We start from the raw sequence: 16,089 nt of genomic DNA, 5'->3' as shown, positions 1-16,089 counted from the left end.
GCGGGGGGGAGGGTGGCCCCGGATCGGGCCCGGCGGCCCAGTAGACAACGGTCACGGCGGCCCGCAGCCAGCGGGAGCCGGTCCGGCCCGAAGGGCCGCCGGTCCCGGTCGCCGGCTGTTCTAAAATCGTCCTGTTGTGACGGGATGTACGAAGAACACACAAGGGGACCCAGTGAGCGACGGCGGACAGCGGACCTACGGGCCGCTCGGCACCACCCTGGTGATCATTCCGACGTACAACGAGGCCGAGAACATCGGCCTGATCACCGGCCGCGTCCGCGCCGCGGTCCCCGAGGCGCACATCCTGGTCGCGGACGACAACAGCCCCGACGGCACCGGCAAGCTCGCCGACGAGCTCGCGGCCGCCGACGACCACATCCACGTCCTGCACCGCAAGGGCAAGGAGGGCCTCGGCGCCGCCTACCTGGCGGGCTTCGCCTGGGGCCTGGAGCAGGGCTACGGCGTCATCGTCGAGATGGACGCCGACGGCTCCCACCAGCCGGAGGAGCTGCCCCGGCTGCTCACCGCGCTGGGCGGCGCGGACCTGGTGCTCGGCTCCCGCTGGGTGCCGGGCGGCCGCGTCGTCAACTGGCCCAAGAGCCGCGAGTTCCTCTCCCGCGGCGGATCCACGTACTCCCGGCTGATGCTCGACGTCCCGATCCGCGACGTGACCGGCGGCTACCGCGCCTTCCGCCGCGAGACCCTGGAGGGGCTCGGCCTCGACGAGGTCGCCTCGGCGGGCTACTGCTTCCAGGTGGACCTGGCCCGCAGGGCCGTCCGCAAGGGCTTCCGCGTGGTGGAGGTGCCCATCACCTTCGTCGAGCGCGAACTCGGCGACAGCAAGATGAGCAAGGACATCGTGGTCGAGGCCCTGTGGCGGGTCACCCAGTGGGGCCTGAAGGAGCGCGCGGCCAAGCTCACCGGAGGCACCTCCGCCCGGTAGCCGGAGCCGCCCACGCCCCGCCCCGACCCCTAGGGGACGCCCGGTACCTCCGGCTGAGCCCGCTTTTACGGGGGTCCGGGCACACTGGGGGTATGACGACCGGCACTGGTTCCCCGAGGACCGGCACATCGACGGCCTCCCGGCAGCGCTCGCGCGCCCGTACCCTCATCCCCCTGGCGGTCGCCGCCTGGCTGGTCCTGGAGATCTGGCTGCTCGGCCTGGTCGCCGGGGCGGCCGGCGGGTTCACCGTCGCGGCGCTGCTCGCGGGCGGGCTGGCCCTCGGCGTGGTGGTCATCAAGCGCGCCGGGCGCCGGGCCTTCAAGAACCTCACCCGCAGCTTCGAGCAGGCCCGGGACCAGGCGATGGGGGGCGGCATACCGGCCGCCCCGCAGCCCGCGAAGGGCTCCGGCAACGCCATGACCATGCTCGCCGGGCTGCTGCTGATCATGCCCGGACTGCTCTCCGACCTGGCCGGCCTGCTCCTGCTGCTGCCGCCCGTACGGGCCTTCGCGGGCCGGCGGGCCGGGCGCACCCTGGAGCGGAAGATCGCGGCGGCCGCCCCGGGCGGCTTCGGCGACGCCTTCACGCAGGCCCGCATCCACCACCCCGACGGCAAGGTCGTCCAGGGAGAGGTCATCCGCGAGGACCGGCCCGAGCAGCGCCCGGGCCCCGGCACCGGCTACCGGCCCCCGCTGGCCCCGTAACCCGTCACGCCGGCTCAGCGGAAGGGCCGGGAACGCCGAGGGGCCCCGCCACATGTCGTGGCGGGGCCCCTCGGCTTGTGCGCTGTGCCCGCGGTCAGGCGGACTTGCGGCTGTCGCGCGGATGCACGGCGATGTTCATGGCGCCGGAACGCAGGACCGCCAGCCTCTCGGCCAGCACTTCCTCCAGTTCCTCGCGGGTGCGCCGCTCCATGAGCATGTCCCAGTGCGTTCGCGCGGGCTTGCCCTTCTTCTCTTCGGGCCCGTCCCCGTCCACCAGGAGTGCCATGGCGCCGCACGCCTTGCACTCCCACTCCGGCGGAATCTCTGCCTCAACCGAGAACGGCATCTCAAATCGATGTCCGTTCTGGCATGCGTACTCCACCGCCTGGCGCGGGGCCAGATCGATGCCGCGGTCCGTCTCGTAGCTGGTAACCACGAGCCGCGTACCGCGGAGAGCTCGCTCACTCATGAATCGTGCCTCCCGGGCTTGTCGCCCACAGGACAGGTGTCGCTGTCGTCGTCATCCGGTCAACGTCCGGTCGGCGGTATAGATTCCCGCTCCGGGTCACGCGTCGCCCGTCGTGCCGCCCCTTGTTGTACCCACCAGTGCCCGTTTTGTCACATCTGGCAGCAGATGTCACCCAACGTCCACACTTCTTAAGCGCGCAGTAACGGTCCGCCTGGCAGGCCAAAGGCGTACACTACCGGCCCTTTGCCGCAACGTCGAAATTCGTTCGGAATTCGTTCGTGGGTCCGGTTGGCCGACGGGTGGCCGACGGGCGGCGGGCGGGCCGGATCCGGGCCCGGCCGGGCCCGGATCCGCGCTTCAGAGGCGTACGGGAACAGGATTGCCCGCCGCCTCCACCGCGCGCCGCACCGGCACCCGCGCGAGCAGCACGAAACCCAGTGCGAAGAAGACCACCAACGAGATGATCGCGTCGCGGTAGCTGCCCGTGACCTGGTAGGTCAGGCCGAAGACCAGCGGCCCGACCCAGCTCAGCCCGCGGTCGCTCATCTCGTACGCCGAGAAGTACTCGGCCTCCTTGCCCGCCGGCACCAGGTGCGAGAACAGCGAGCGCGACAGCGCCTGGCTGCCGCCCAGCACCAGCCCGATCATCGCGGCGAGCGCGTAGAACCACACCGGCGTCCTGGCGGGCAGGAAGTAGCCGGCCGCCAGGGTCAGCGCCCAGGCGGCCAGCGAACCGAGGATCGTCCGCTTCGCCCCGTACACCCGCGCCAGCCGGCCCATCGCCAGGGCGCCCGCCACCGCCAGCACCTGGACGAGCAGCACCGCGCCGATGAGCGTGGACTGGTCCAGCTCCAGCTCCTCCGAGCCGTAGACCGAGGCCTGGGAGATCACCGTCTGCACGCCGTCGTTGTAGATCAGGTACGCGAGCAGGAACGACAGGGTCAGCGGGTAGCGCCGCATGTCCTTGAACGTGGCCACCAGCTGCTTCCAGCCGCTGACCGCCGGGGCGCCGCCCGCCTCCCGGACCACCGACCGGTCCCGCAGCCGGCGCAGCGGGATCAGCGCGAAGGCCCCCCACCACAGGCCGGCCGAGGCCAGGCAGACGCGTACGGCCTCGCTCTCGGAGAGGCCGAAGGAGTCGTGGCCCAGGTAGAGCGCGAGGTTCATCACCAGCATCAGCGAGCCGGCGGTGTAGCCGAAGGCCCAGCCCCGGGAGGAGACGGTGTCCCGCTCGTCGGGCGTCGAGATCTGCGGGAGGTAGGCGTTGTAGAGGACCATCGACACGGACAGGGCCGCGTTCGCGACGATCAGCAGGAAACCGCCCAGCAGGTAGCGCTCGCCGCCCAGGAAGAACATCCCGGCTGTCGCCGTGGCGCCGGTGTACGCGGCCACCGCCAGCAGCGGCTTCTTGCGTCCGGTCCGGTCCGCGACCGCGCCCGCCAGCGGCATGAGCAGCACGGCGAGGATCACCGACGCCGAGACCGCGTACGCGAAGAAGGACCCGGCCCGCACGGGGATGCCCAGCGGGTGGACGTAGCCCTCGGCGTCCGCGGCGGCCTTCGCCACCGAGGTCAGGTACGGGCCGAGGAAGACCGTGAGCACGCTCGCCGAGTACACGGACACGGCGAAGTCGTAGAAGTACCAGCCGCGCTGTTCGCGCCTGCGTGCGGCCGCCGCCTCCGCGGACGGTCTGCCGTCCTCGGCCCCGGGCTCCGCCCCGTCCGTTGTCTGCGCGCTCACCGAGAGCCCCCTCGCTGGTCCCCGTACCGCACGGTCCCGGACCGCGCGGGGGCCGGGGGCGGTGTCAGGCCCAGGCGCCGCGCCGGTCCAGCACCGTGCGCAAGATGTCGATCCGGTCGGTCATGATGCCATCGACACCCAGGTCGAGGAGAGCCTCCATCCGTTGCGGTTCGTTCACGGTCCACACGTGCACCTGGAGCCCCCGGTCGTGCGCGGTCCGTACGAAGCGCCGGTCGACCACCCGGATGCCCCCCTGCGCCTCCGGGACCTGCGCCGCCACCGCGCCCGCCCGCAGGGCCGCGGGGATCGCGAAGGAACGCAGCCGCAGCCCGACCACGCCGCGCACCCCGTACGAGGTCGCCAGCCGCGGCCCGGCGATCTTGTGGGCCCGGGCCACCCGGCCCTCCGAGAAGGACCCCACGCACACCCGGTCCCACACGCCCGCCCGGGCGATCAGGTTCACCAGCGGGTACAGGGCCGACTCGTCCTTGAGGTCCACGTTCCAGCGGGCGTCGGGGAACTCCTCCAGCAGGTCCTCGAACAGGGCCAGCGGCTCAGTCCCCGCCACCCGCGCCTCGCGCACCCGGCTCCACGACAGCTCCCGGATCCGGCCCCGCATGTCGGTGACCCGGTCCAGGGTGGCGTCGTGGAAGGCCACCAGCTTCCCGTCGGCCGTCGCGTGCACATCGGTCTCGAAGTACCGGTAGCCGGCGGCGGCGGCCCCGCGGAAGGCGGCCGCGGTGTTCTCCAGGCCGTCCGCGGCCCCGCCCCGGTGGGCGAAGGGGATCGGAGCCGGGTGGTCCAGGTAGGGGTGCCGGAGGCGTACGTCAGTCACGGCGGCAGTATGCCCGCTGCCTCCCGGGAAAAGGGAGCGGCACGGGAGCGGCGAAGCGGCCGGCTGGTGAACGGGCGGCCCCGGAACACCCGTGTGGTCCCCCCTGGCCCCCGTGGACCGCTCCATGACACTCTGGGGCCGCGCAGTCAATCCAATGCCGGCCCCGGCCCCCGCACGCCGAGGCCAATTCGACGAAGGTGGACCGGACGCCATGGCTCAGTGGACCTCAGCGGTCGGTGCCGCGCAGCTCGCCCGGCTCATCGGCTCCCAGCAGGACCGGCCCGCGCCGCCCGGCGCCCGCAAGGCGCCCGCGTACCGCACCCTGGCCGACGGCATCCGGCTGCTCGTCCTCGAGGGCCGCGTCCCGGTGGCCGCCCGGCTGCCCGCCGAGCGGGAACTGGCCGTCGCCCTGTCCCTCAGCCGCACCACCGTCGCCGCCGCCTACGAGGCCCTGCGCGGCGAGGGTTTCCTCGAATCCCGCCGGGGCGCGGGCAGCTGGACCTCCGTACCGGCCGGGAACCCGCTCCCCGCCCGCGGGCTGGAACCCCTGCCGCCGGAATCCCTCGGTTCCATGATCGACCTCGGCTGCGCCGCCCTCCCGGCCCCGGAGCCCTGGCTGACCAAGGCCGTCCAGGGCGCCCTGGAGGAACTCCCGCCCTACGCGCACACCCACGGGGACTACCCCGCCGGGCTGCCTGCGCTGCGCCGGATGCTCGCCGACCGCTACACCGAGCGGGGCATCCCGACCATGCCCGAGCAGATCATGGTCACGACCGGGGCCATGGGCGCCATCGACGCCATCTGCAGCCTCTTCGCGGGCCGGGGCGAGCGGATCGCCGTCGAGTCCCCCTCCTACGCCAACATCCTCCAGCTGATGCGCGCGGCCGAGGCCCGCCTCGTGCCCGTGGCGATGGGCCCGGGGCTCAGCGGCTGGGACATGGACGTCTGGCGGCAGGTGCTGCGCGACTCGGCCCCGCGCCTCGCCTATGTCGTCGCCGACTTCCACAACCCGACCGGGGCCCTGGCCTCGGAGGACAGGCGCCGGGCGATGGTCGAGGCGGCCCGGTCCGCCGGCACCGTGCTGATCGCCGACGAGACCATGGCCGAACTCCGGCTGGACCCGGAGCTCGACATGCCGCGCCCGGTCTGCTCCTTCGACCCGGCCGGATCGACGGTGATCACCGTCGGCTCCGCCAGCAAGGCCTTCTGGGCGGGCATGCGGATCGGCTGGGTCCGGGCCGCCCCCGACGTCATCCGCAGCCTGGTCGCGGCGCGGGCGTACGCGGACCTCGGCACCCCGGTGCTGGAGCAGCTCGCGGTGAACTGGCTGATGCGGACGGGCGGCTGGGCGGAGGCCGTCGGCATGCGCCGCGAGCAGGCCCGCGAGAACCGGGACGCCCTCGTCGCGGCGGTGCGCCGGGAACTGCCGGACTGGGAGTTCGAGGTGCCGCGCGGCGGGCTGACCCTGTGGGCCCGGGCCGGCGGCCTGTCCGGGTCGCGGCTGGCCGAGGTGGGCGAGCGGGTCGGCGTCCGCGTCCCCTCGGGCCCCCGGTTCGGCGTGGACGGGGCCTTCGAGGGCTACGTCCGGCTCCCGTTCACGGTGGGCGGGCCGGTGGCCGAGGAGGCCGCCGCCCGGCTGGCGGCGGCGGCCCGCATGGTCGCCACGGGGGCGGGCGGCAGCGGGGCGGAGCCGCCGCGCACGTTCGTGGCGTAGCCCCCCCGTACGGATCCCGGTGGCTGCGGCGCTCCGACGGCGTCCTGCGCCCCATCCGGGTCGTCGCCGAGCCGGGCCGGGCGCCGGGGCCCCCTGGGGCGCCCGGTACGCCCGGACCCGAGACCCGCCGGGCCGCCTACGGCGCCTCCGCCGGGACCTCCGGCGACTGCGGGGCGTCCGCCGAGGAGGGCTGGGGCCGGACCTGGAGCGCCCTGCCCGGGACCGCCGGGCCGTCGCCGCCCTGCCCCGGCGCCTGCCGCTCGGGCAGCTGCTCGCGTACCGCCTGCCGGTGGGCGGGGTGCGCGGCGTCGTCGTACGGGTCCGGCGTGGCCGGCACCTGGAGGCGGTGCACGGGCCCCGTCCCGAGCCGCGCGTACCCCCGGCCCGGCGGCAGCTGCGGGGGCGGGGTGGTGTGCGGGGGCAGCCCCAGCACGTCGGCGACCTGCTGGACGGGGGCGGGGCCGAGGACGACCCGGGCGCGGGTGTGCTGCCAGACGGCGTCGTTCAGCAGTTCGAGGTGGTCGAAGTGCTCGGCCACGACCACCGTGACGTGCGCGGCGCGCCCGTGCCGCAGCGGTACCTGGAGCGGGGCGAGGGGATCGGGCCGGCCGTCGGCGGCCGCCAGGTGCGCGAGCACGCTGGGCCGGTCCAGCAGGACCCACAGCGGGCGCCGGGAGTCCTCGGGTGCGGGGCGGCCCGCCTCGCGGGCCCGGTGCGTGGCGATCAGGCGCCGCTCGGTCTCCTGCGCCGCCCACTCGACGGTGGCCAGCGCCCCGCCGGGGCCGCACTCGACGGCGAGGACGCCGGCGCGGCCGGTCAGGCAGGCGTACTCGCCGCTGCCGCCGCCCTCGACGATCATCACGTCGCCGCCGTCCCGCAGGGCCTGGAGGGCGATCGAGCGCAGCAGGGTGGAGGTGCCGCTGCCGGGCTGGCCGACGGCCAGCAGGTGCGGTTCGCCGGAGCGGGGGCCGGTCCGCCAGATCACGGGCGGTACGTCGGACCGCTCCTCCCCCTCCAGGACCGGCAGGGTGCGCTGCACGCCGCCGGGGTCGGTGAAGCCGAGGACGATCTCGCCCGGGGAGGTCACGTACGGCTGGGCGGCGATGTCCGCGGGCAGCGGGGCGAGCACCCGCAGCTCCAGCTGGTTGCCCTCCTCGTCCCAGTCGAAGCGGTACTCCCGGCCGCGCCCGGCCTTGGCGTGCAGCAGGGCCTCGATCCGGGCGCGCGAGGCGCTCTCGCCGTCCGTGAAGTAGGCGGGGTAGCGGATCAGCAGCCGGCTGACCCGGCCCGCCGCGTCGAACTCGTAGCCGCTGAAGGCCTCCTCCCAGGCACCGCCGTGGGTGAACAGCGGGCTCGGGTCCTCCGGGGCGGAGAAGTACGGCACGAGGGCCTCGTACAGCGAGCGGAGCCGCTCGGCCTCGGCTTCGCCGGGCCCGGACGTGGCCGGGGTGCGGTCCCGTCCGTGCCAGGCGGCGGCCGCCATGAGGGTGAGCAGGGCGGCGAGGGGGCCGTAGGGGACGATCGCGACCACGAGGACGCAGGCGGCCCCGAGGAAGAACGCCGGACCGCGCCGCTCCTTGGGGGTCGCGGCCCACGTGCGCCGCGCCGAGGAGGCCAGGACGCGCAGGCCCCGCCCGATGACGATGAGCGGATGCAGGACGTCGGTGGCGCTGTCGGCAGCCGTGCGTGCGAGGTCGCGGCCCCGGGTGAGCGACGCGGTGCCGCTGGTGAGGATGCGGGGGAGGGGGCGCCGGGCCACGGTCGTCTCCTGGAGTCGTGGTGGTGCGGGAACGGTGGCGTCAGGGCCCGGGCGCTGCGGGACGGGCCGGAACCCGGGGGACGGGGCCGCGGGCCTGATCGCGGTGGGCCTAGAGCTTGATCCCGCCGAGCAGGCTCGCCAGGCTGGCCGTACTGGCCGTGATGCTCGGGGCGATCGCGGAGCCGGCGAGGAAGAAGCCGAAGAGCCCGCAGACGAACGCGTGCGTGAGCTTCATCCCGTCCTTCTTGAAGAACAGGAAGCAGATGATGCCGAGCAGGACGACACCTGAGATGGACAGGACCATGTGACGTTCTCCTGACGAGTCGAGGCTCCTGGTGGGTGGTAACGATCACCATCAGTTGTTCCAGGCTCACAGGAAGTATCAATGCGATAAAAGGTGCATCCGGGTGAATACTGTCTTTTTTCACTTGACCGGCCGCTTCTGACTGGCGCCGCCGTCACCCCGCGGTGCGGGCGCGCCGTCGCCCGGCATCCTTGCCTCGGACCGCCCCCGTCATGTCCTCGCACGGGCGCTACCCTGGCGATTCACCCGTACGGATGCAGTGCCGTGCGCCGCCCTGCCCTCCCGGCCTGGGGAAACTCCTGGTGGAAGCGGCGGGGCGCGAGCGGCGCACCGGGTGGCGCGCCGACGGCGGCGTGCCGACGAGCCGGAGACCGAAAGGCGGTACGACCGATGAGCGAGCACCAGGACGCCCCCGACGAGGACGTCATCGAACTGGCCGGCAAGATCTTCGACCTCGCCCGTCAGGGTGAGGCCGCGATGCTGGCCGCCTACCTGGACGCCGGGGTCCCGGCGAACCTCACCAACGACCGCGGCGACACCCTCGTCATGCTCGCCGCCTACCACGGCCACGCCGAGGCCGTCACCGTCCTGCTGGAGCGCGGCGCCGAGGCGGACCGCGCCAACGACCGCGGCCAGACCCCCCTCGCGGGCGCCGTCTTCAAGGGGGAGGAGGCCGTCATCCGCGCGTTGCTCGCCGGCGGCGCCGACCCCCACGCCGGAACTCCCTCCGCCGTGGACACGGCCCGCATGTTCAACAAGGCCGACCTGCTGGAACTCTTCGGAGCCAAGTAGTCCGCTTCCGCCCGTGCGGCGCCCGGCCCCGACGGCCCCGCGACCTCACGGCTTGGTCACGGCGCCCTTAAATGTGGTCGCGGCGCACAAACCGCCTGGGTCATCATGGCGTCGGATTCGATTCGCGGACATGACGGACGGGCAGGGTCGGGCTGGACACGAAGGGTGTGTCCCCACCCACCCCTGCCGCACCGGCCGGCACGGACGCGAAGCACCGACGAGAGTGAGAAGGCAATGGTCTACATCGAGCGGAACCAGACGGCGGACGTCCTCACATGCTGTTACGCGGCTCTGTGAATCCCGATTCCCGGTCGCGTCCCCAGCTTGATTTGAGGCCATTCCCATGTTCGAACCAGTCATAGCGCCGAGCGGCACCCTGCTCGGGCTCCTCCAGCGGGGCCGCGGCGACGGCACGCTGCACGCCCTCGCCGCACCCAGGCCGGAGGCCCTCGCGGCCCTCAACCAGTGCGTGCTGCGCGACCCGCGCCAGGACTGGCAGGTCGAGAACCGCTCCCTGTACTACGCACGCCTCTACCTGGACCTCGACGGCCCCCTCGGCGAGATCGAGGCCCACCTCTTCGGCGCCGAGGACCTCCTCGACGAAGAGGACCACCGGACCGGCCTCGCGCTGTCCGTGCTCGGCCACCTGGCCTCGTACGGCCGGGACGACGCCCTCATGCTGCTGCGCCGCTACGCCGCCTCCGGGGCCAACTGGGCCTGGGCCCTCGACGAGCTCGCCCTGCGCGACGACGACGCGGGACTGCGGTCCCTCGCCGCGCCCGTCCTCGCCCGGTTCCACGCCGGCGCCGAGGGCGAGGCGCTGCTGGCCGCCGCCGTGCGCGACGCCTACGAGCCCCGCCCGTGGGCCCTGTGGGAGGAGCTGCCCGCCCACGCGGGACGCCTGAGCGCCGCCCGCCGGCAGGGCTCCTTCGACCGCTGGCAGCGCCAGATGACCCCCAGCGGCCCCCGCCCGGAGTGGGGCGTCCAGGCCGTCTTCGACTGGGCCGCCGACGGGCTGCGCCGGGGCACCCCGCTCCACGTGCCCGCCGCGCGCTGCCTGGCGGCCGTGGCCGCCCCCGAGGACCGCTCCGCCGTCCTCGCGGCCGCCGCCGGAGCCGGCGGTGAGGCCGCCCGGGCCACCGCCCTGCACCACCTCGTCCTGGCCGAACCGGAGAACCCGGCCGTCCTGGACCTCATCGAAGCCGCCGGGGACGAGCCCGCCGTGGCCGCGTACGAGCGGATGTGCGGCCCCGCCGCCCTCGAACGGGCCCGGCTGTGGGTCCACCGCCCGGACGCCCTGGGAGCGGCCGCCGCGGCCCTCCTGGCCGCACGCGGCGGCCCCGACGACGCCGGCCTGGTCCTGGGGGCCCTGCGCGACACCGTCCGCGGCTCGGGCCCCGACTCGATCCGCCTCTTCGCCCTGGTCGACGGCGCGGGCCGGCTCTCCATCGGCTGCGCGGCGCCGGTCCTGCGCCACGTCTACCGCGAGACGGCCTCCTCCCACCTGCGCGGGCGCGCCGCCCGCGCACTGGCCGCCACCGACCCCACCTTCGCGGCGGGCTTCGCCGTCGAGTGCCTCTGGGACTGCGAGGAGACCACCCGAGAGGTGGCCGCCCGGCACGCCGAGACGGCCGACGCCCGGGTCGCCCCCCGGCTGCGCCGCCTGGCCGCGGACCCGGCGGAGGAGGAGGACGTCCAGTCGGCCGTCCGCAGCCGCATCACCCCCGAGTCGGCGGTGTGACCCCGGGCCCCCTCCGGGGGCTCCGCCCCGCGCCCGCCGGCGTCCCGGTCGCGCGAGCGGCGCGGCCGGCGGGCGGGTAGGGCCTCAGCAGGGAACGAAGCGGACCCGCACGCCGGGACGGGCCTGGGCCGCCGCGTCCAGGGCCCGGCCGCGCGGGACCACGCCGACCACCGGATAGCCGCCCGTCACCGGGTGGTCGGCCAGGAAGACCACCGGAAGCCCGTCCGGCGGCACCTGCACCGCCCCCAGCACCATGCCCTCGCTCGGCAGCTCCCCGCCCCGTGCCCGGGCCAGCGCCGGGCCGGCCTCCGTGCGCAGGCCGATCCGGTTGGACGCCGGGGACACCCGGTACGCCGAGGACAGCAGCGCCGCCCGCGAAGCCGGCGTGAACCAGTCCGCCCGAGGGCCCGGCCGCAGCGGGAGCACCAGCTCGGCGACCGGCGGCCCCGGCGGGGCCACCGCGTCGGCGGCGGACACCGGGTCCCGGCCCGGGGCACCCACCGCGAGGACGGCCCCGGCCGACAGCGGCGGCGGCCCCAGCCCCGACAGCAGGTCCGTCGAGCGGCTCCCCAGCACCACCGGCGCGGCGAACCCTCCCCGCACCGCGACGTAGCTGCGCACCCCGAGCTCCGCCCGGCCCACGTCCAGCTCCGCCCCCGCGCGCAGCCGCACCGGCGCACCCCAGGCCGCCGGGCGCCCGCAGACGCGTACCGCGCAGGGCGCGCCCGTCACCGCGACCGTCACCGGGGCCAGGGCCCGCAGCCGGACCCCGTCGAGGGTGGTCTCCAGGGTGGCCGCCCCGGCCGGGTTGCCCAGCAGCCGGTTGGCCAGGGCGTGCGCGCCGGCGTCCAGCGCCCCCGACCGGGGGACACCCAGGTGGGCGTACCCGGCGCGGCCCAGGTCCTGGACGGTGGTCAGCGCGCCGGCCCGCTCCACCAGCAGCCCGTTCACGCGCCCGCCTCCTCGAACCGGACCCGCACCCCGGGCGCGAACAGCGCCGCCGGCTCCCGCGCGGGATCCCACAGCACCGCGTCCGTCGAGCCGATCAGCTGCCAGCCGCCGGGGGAGGAGCGCGGGTAGACCCCCGCGTACTCGCCCGCCAGGGCCAGCGAGCCCGCCGGGACCGCCGTACGGGGCGTGGCGCGCCGGGGCAGCCACAGGTGCTCCGGAAGTCCCGTGAGGTAGCCGAAGCCGGGCGCGAACCCGCAGAAGGCGACCCGGAAGACGATCCCCCCGACCAGCTCCGCCACCTCCCGCTCCGCCACCCCCCAGGCACCGGCCGCCACGGCCAGGTCCGGGCCGTCGTACCGCACGGGGACGGTGACCAGCGGCCCCTCGGCCTCCGCGAGCGGCGGCACCTCCCAGCGCGCGATCCGCGCCGCCAGCGCGTCCGGGTCCGGTACGCCGTCCAGCAGCACGGTCCGGGCGGCCGGCACCACCTCCCGTACGCCGCCCAGCTCGCCCGCGTCCCGACGCCGCAGCAGCTCGGCGTGGAGCGCCGCCACCTCCCCGGCGGAGTCCACCTCGACCAGCAGCGCCTCCCGGCCCACCGCCAGCGCCCTCACGCGAAGGCCTCCACCCGCACCCCGGCCCCCTCCAGCGCCTCCCGCACGCGCCGGGCCAGCCCCGCCGCGCCAGGGGTGTCCCCGTGCAGGCACAGCGAGCGCGCCGGCACCGCCACGGGGGAGCCGTCGGCGGCGCTCACCGTCCCCTCGGCGGCCATCCGCACCGCCCGCCCGACCACCGCGTCGGGCTCGTGCAGCACCGCCCCCGGCTCCCCGCGCGGCACCAGCGTGCCGGCCGGCGTGTACGCCCGGTCGGCGAAGGCCTCCGGCACCGCCTCCAGCCCGGCCTCCGCGGCGGCCGCCAGCAGCAGCGACCCGGGCAGGCCCAGCACCGGCAGCCCGGCCTCCCCGGCGGCCAGCCGGACCCCCGCGACCACCGCGGCGGCCTGGCCGGCGTCATGGACGGTGCGGTTGTACAGCGCGCCGTGCGGTTTCACGTACGACACCCGGGACCCGGCCGCCCGAGCGAACACCTCCAGCGCCCCGATCTGGTAGGCCACCTCGGCCGCCAGCTCCCCGGGCGGCACGTCCATCGACCGCCGCCCGAAGCCCGCCAGGTCCCGGTACGAGACCTGCGCACCGATCCGTACGCCCCGCCCGGCGGCCAGTTCGCAGACCCGGCGCATGATCGACGGGTCCCCGGCGTGGAAGCCGCAGGCCACGTTGGCGCTCGTGACCACCGCCAGCAGCGCCTCGTCGTCGGTCAGCGTCCAGCGTCCGAAGCCCTCGCCCAGGTCGGCGTTCAGGTCGATCCGGGGTGTGATCATGGCAACCATGCGGTGAGCGTAGAACAGCGGCCGCGCCGCGCCCCCCGCCGCCGGGGACCGATCCGGCCGAACCGTGCCGTTTGGGATGTTGTCCGTGTCACCGCCTACTCTTTCCGTCGTGACTTTCCCAGCCCCGGCGAAACCCCTTCCGTCCCCGGCGCCGGGCCCGGCCGCCGACGAGGGCCTCGCCCGGCGGCTGCGCGCCCTCGCCTGCACCGCCCCGCTGCACGACCTCGACGTCCGCAAGGCCAACCTGGCCGGCGAGTACGGGGTCTACGCGATGGCGGAGGTCGCGCTGTCCGCGATCGACCTGGTCACGCTGAACATGGACTTCGACACCGGCGCCGACCACGAGCAGATAGTGGCCCGGCTGCTGCCGCGCGTCGCCGCCCAGGCCCCCGCGAGGCCGGCCGCCGAACACGAGCGGGTCGCCCGCTGGGTGCTGGAGAACCTGATCAACGTCGGCAGCGTGGACCGCGGCTTCCGCGCGATCTACGGCACCTTCGGGCCCGACGGGGTGTACGTCCGCCGCGACTACGACTTCAAGCTGATCGAGGAGGTGCCCGGCCACGGCGGCGCGGTGTACCTGCGCACCACCGACGAGGCGGTCAACGTCCTGGTCGGCGCCCTCGACACGGACGTCACCAGCGCGCAGATCGCCGCCGAGGTCAAGCTGGAGGTGCTGATCAGCCGGGGCCGGCTGGCGGACGCCCAGCTCGCCGCCGAGCAGGCCCGCTACCGGACCGTCCAGTACGCCGAGACCCTGCGCCGCACCCTCGACGCGACCCGGCGCAACGTCCGCGCGGTGGACTGGCTCCAGGCCGTACCCGACATGATCGCCGAGGCCCTGGACCACGTCGCCGACCGCTACCGGCACGAGAACGCGATCCTGACCAACATCCGCAGGGCCCGCGACGAGGCCGAGGACCCCGAGAACAAGCGGCGCGCCGCCGAGCTGGTCGACATCGTCAAGGACTGCATCCGCCGGCACACCCAGCTCCAGTCGCGGCTGCTGGACGCCGGCCCCCTCTTCCGCGCCGAGCAGGACCGCCAGGCCTTCGCCGCGCCCGCCCCGCGCTCCGGCATCGACCTGTACGGGCAGCTCGTCGCGCCCCTGCTGCCGCTCCCGCTGGAGGGGGCCACCCGGGTCACCGACGCCTTCTTCGCCGCCGGAACCGGGCTGCGCACCCCCGTCTCGGTGCGGGTCGCGGACCTGGTGGACATACTCCTCACCCCGCCCGTGGAACGGGAGCACCTCGGCGCCGAGATGCCCGAGCCGGACCTCATCGCCACCCCCGACGACAGCCGCTTCAGCGAGGAGCAGCTCGCCGCCGCCAACCAGCTCCTGGACCTGCCCCACGACGCGCCGCGCCGGCTCTCCGGCCTCCTCGCCGAGGCCAGGCGCGACGACCCCGACCTGCCCTACCTGGTGGCGCTGCTGGCCGTCCACGCGGCGAGCCCGGCGGTGGGCACGGCGTACCGCCAGGGCGAGGAGCGGCTGCTGTTCGCGGTGGACGACGGCACCCGGCTCGACGACCCGGAGTTCGGCGGCGCCGACCTGATCGTCGGCACCGCCCTCCTGGACGCCGCGGGCATGGCCGCCGCCCGCTCGGAGGCGTCATGACCCCGCACGCCCGGCGCACACCGGCCTCCGCGCCTCCCCGCCACCCCGGGTGCGCCGCCGTCCGCGCACGCCCCGGCGGCGGCCGGCCGACGGCCGGCGAAGCCGCCGCCCGATCCACCACCCGCCACCGCACCGCCCGTGCCCGCACCGCCCGTACCGCCGAGGAGAGCCACCCGTGAGCGACCACCGCGCCGAGCACACCGCCTGGAGCGAGGGGCAGCCCGCGTGGAGCGAGCCCGACGCGCCGTCGGCCCCCGTCTCGCCCACCCCCGCAGGGGCCCTCACGCCGGCCGACGCCGCCGACGCGGCCCGGCTCGTCGGCTTCGGACTCCAGCCCAAGCTGCTGCCCGCCCGTGACGCCGAGTACGCCGAACTGCTGCGCCGCTACCGCGAGGACCCCGCCTTCGGGCGGCTCGCCGACGCCGTCGCCACCGGCCTCGGACTCGTCGTCCTGGAGGTGTCCCCCCGCGCCGGGATGGCCGTGGCCGCCGGCGAGGACTCCGTCTTCGCCGTACGCATGGGCGACTACGCCCGCCGCACCTCCGCCGACGGCGGCGACCGCTTCCTGCACGGCCTCGCCCACCTCGCCGTCGCCGCCCTCGCCTTCCCCCGCCCCGAGGACCTCGCCGACGACGGCTACATCGGCCGCGTCACCGTCAACGGCGTCGACGCGTTCGTCCGCCAGACCTGCCGCCGCCTGGAGGAGCGCGCCGAGGAGCTCGGCGAGAACACCGACCCCGCCTCCGGCTCCCCGCAGCTGGAGGCCGCCTGGCGGGTCTACGCCCGCCGCAGCGCGACCGGCGCCACGAAGGACGCCCGCCGCCTGGCCGGCTCCACCACCGGCATCGTCGGCAAGGCCGCGGCCTTCCTCACCGAGTCCGGGTTCCTCCAGCGCACCGGCGACGACGCCGGCGGCACCTACCGCACCACCCCCCGCTACCAGCTCCAGGTCCGCGACATGGCGGGCACCGCGGCGATGGCCGAACTCCTCGAACTCGGCGTGGTCCCCGTCAGCGACGGCTCCGCCACCCTCCTGCCGCCGCCCGAGGGCGACGACCTGGAACTCGCGGCCGACGCGGGCCTGCCCTTCCACGCCTGAGCACCCAGCCTTCCGTAAACCACGAGAGACCGC

The 16,089-nt window shown here is 75.4% G+C and carries 16 protein-coding genes; 8 read left to right on the top strand and 8 right to left on the bottom strand.

Features of this window, described 5'->3' with window-relative positions:
• The first annotated feature begins 172 nt into the window (after positions 1 to 172).
• Positions 173 to 943 carry a polyprenol monophosphomannose synthase gene (locus AB0D45_RS11035; protein ID WP_361603339.1) on the top strand — a complete coding sequence of 257 codons (771 nt, stop codon included), beginning with the start codon at positions 173 to 175 and terminating at the stop codon, positions 941 to 943.
• 92 nt (positions 944 to 1,035) lie between these two features.
• Positions 1,036 to 1,647, top strand: a complete 612-nt coding sequence (gene fxsA / locus AB0D45_RS11030) for an FxsA family membrane protein (protein ID WP_362457136.1) — start codon at positions 1,036 to 1,038, stop codon at positions 1,645 to 1,647.
• A gap of 94 nt (positions 1,648 to 1,741) precedes the next feature.
• Here the strand turns inward: fxsA and AB0D45_RS11025 are convergent, their stop codons facing one another.
• The 3 genes from AB0D45_RS11025 to AB0D45_RS11015 all read right to left on the bottom strand — a co-directional run bounded on the left by AB0D45_RS11025 (position 1,742) and on the right by AB0D45_RS11015 (position 4,691).
• On the bottom strand, positions 1,742 to 2,116 hold the full coding sequence (locus AB0D45_RS11025) for an RNA polymerase-binding protein RbpA (protein ID WP_007262928.1): 375 nt from the start codon (positions 2,114 to 2,116) through the stop codon (positions 1,742 to 1,744).
• Positions 2,117 to 2,473: 357 nt separating this feature from the next.
• Complete coding sequence (locus AB0D45_RS11020; RefSeq protein WP_362457133.1) at positions 2,474 to 3,856, bottom strand: MFS transporter; 1,383 nt, start codon at positions 3,854 to 3,856, stop codon at positions 2,474 to 2,476.
• A 64-nt stretch (positions 3,857 to 3,920) separates the two neighbouring features.
• Positions 3,921 to 4,691, bottom strand: a complete 771-nt coding sequence (locus AB0D45_RS11015; protein ID WP_362457130.1) for a glycerophosphodiester phosphodiesterase — start codon at positions 4,689 to 4,691, stop codon at positions 3,921 to 3,923.
• Between the two features lie 211 nt (positions 4,692 to 4,902).
• On the opposite strand from AB0D45_RS11015, the gene AB0D45_RS11010 reads away from it, so the two are divergent.
• Positions 4,903 to 6,405, top strand: coding sequence for a PLP-dependent aminotransferase family protein (locus tag AB0D45_RS11010; RefSeq protein WP_362457127.1), 1,503 nt, complete (start codon positions 4,903 to 4,905; stop codon positions 6,403 to 6,405).
• A gap of 136 nt (positions 6,406 to 6,541) precedes the next feature.
• On the opposite strand, the gene AB0D45_RS11005 is transcribed toward AB0D45_RS11010, so the two are convergent.
• Together AB0D45_RS11005 and AB0D45_RS11000 are read right to left on the bottom strand one after the other, a co-directional pair.
• A complete protein-coding gene (locus AB0D45_RS11005) occupies positions 6,542 to 8,164 on the bottom strand; it encodes a hypothetical protein (protein WP_362457124.1) in 1,623 nt (540 codons plus the stop codon).
• Positions 8,165 to 8,273: 109 nt separating this feature from the next.
• Complete coding sequence (locus tag AB0D45_RS11000) at positions 8,274 to 8,468, bottom strand: hypothetical protein (protein ID WP_125605336.1); 195 nt, start codon at positions 8,466 to 8,468, stop codon at positions 8,274 to 8,276.
• Positions 8,469 to 8,858: 390 nt separating this feature from the next.
• Between AB0D45_RS11000 and AB0D45_RS10995 the strand changes: the two genes are divergently transcribed.
• On the top strand, positions 8,859 to 9,260 hold the full coding sequence (locus AB0D45_RS10995; RefSeq protein WP_361608891.1) for an ankyrin repeat domain-containing protein: 402 nt from the start codon (positions 8,859 to 8,861) through the stop codon (positions 9,258 to 9,260).
• A gap of 343 nt (positions 9,261 to 9,603) precedes the next feature.
• Positions 9,604 to 11,001: a HEAT repeat domain-containing protein gene (locus AB0D45_RS10990; RefSeq protein WP_362457121.1), complete on the top strand. Its 1,398-nt coding sequence runs from the start codon at positions 9,604 to 9,606 to the stop codon at positions 10,999 to 11,001.
• An 84-nt stretch (positions 11,002 to 11,085) separates the two neighbouring features.
• Here AB0D45_RS10990 and AB0D45_RS10985 read toward each other — a convergent pair whose 3' ends face one another.
• From AB0D45_RS10985 to AB0D45_RS10975, 3 genes are read right to left on the bottom strand one after another with little or no spacing between them, the layout of a single operon-like run.
• Positions 11,086 to 11,952, bottom strand: a complete 867-nt coding sequence (locus AB0D45_RS10985) for a biotin-dependent carboxyltransferase family protein (protein ID WP_362457118.1) — start codon at positions 11,950 to 11,952, stop codon at positions 11,086 to 11,088.
• Positions 11,949 to 12,566 carry an allophanate hydrolase subunit 1 gene (locus AB0D45_RS10980; RefSeq protein ID WP_362457115.1) on the bottom strand — a complete coding sequence of 206 codons (618 nt, stop codon included), beginning with the start codon at positions 12,564 to 12,566 and terminating at the stop codon, positions 11,949 to 11,951. The genes AB0D45_RS10985 and AB0D45_RS10980 overlap by 4 nt, the downstream gene beginning before the upstream one ends.
• Entirely contained in the window at positions 12,563 to 13,333 is a 771-nt protein-coding gene (locus AB0D45_RS10975) for a 5-oxoprolinase subunit PxpA (protein WP_362457238.1), read from the bottom strand. Before AB0D45_RS10975 ends, AB0D45_RS10980 begins: the two co-directional genes overlap by 4 nt.
• An 85-nt stretch (positions 13,334 to 13,418) precedes the next feature.
• On the opposite strand from AB0D45_RS10975, the gene AB0D45_RS10970 reads away from it, so the two are divergent.
• The 3 genes from AB0D45_RS10970 to AB0D45_RS10960 are packed head-to-tail and all read left to right on the top strand — an operon-like array spanning position 13,419 to position 16,056.
• Positions 13,419 to 14,957, top strand: coding sequence for a hypothetical protein (locus tag AB0D45_RS10970; RefSeq protein ID WP_362457112.1), 1,539 nt, complete (start codon positions 13,419 to 13,421; stop codon positions 14,955 to 14,957).
• Complete coding sequence (locus AB0D45_RS10965; protein WP_362457109.1) at positions 14,954 to 15,136, top strand: hypothetical protein; 183 nt, start codon at positions 14,954 to 14,956, stop codon at positions 15,134 to 15,136. Before AB0D45_RS10970 ends, AB0D45_RS10965 begins: the two co-directional genes overlap by 4 nt.
• A complete protein-coding gene (locus tag AB0D45_RS10960; RefSeq protein WP_362457106.1) occupies positions 15,133 to 16,056 on the top strand; it encodes a hypothetical protein in 924 nt (307 codons plus the stop codon). Before AB0D45_RS10965 ends, AB0D45_RS10960 begins: the two co-directional genes overlap by 4 nt.
• Positions 16,057 to 16,089 lie beyond the last annotated feature (33 nt).

Source organism: Streptomyces sp. NPDC048352 (assembly GCF_040651895.1).
Classification (GTDB): Bacteria; Actinomycetota; Actinomycetes; order Streptomycetales; family Streptomycetaceae; genus Streptomyces.
This window is presented reverse-complemented; position numbering and strand designations above follow the sequence as displayed.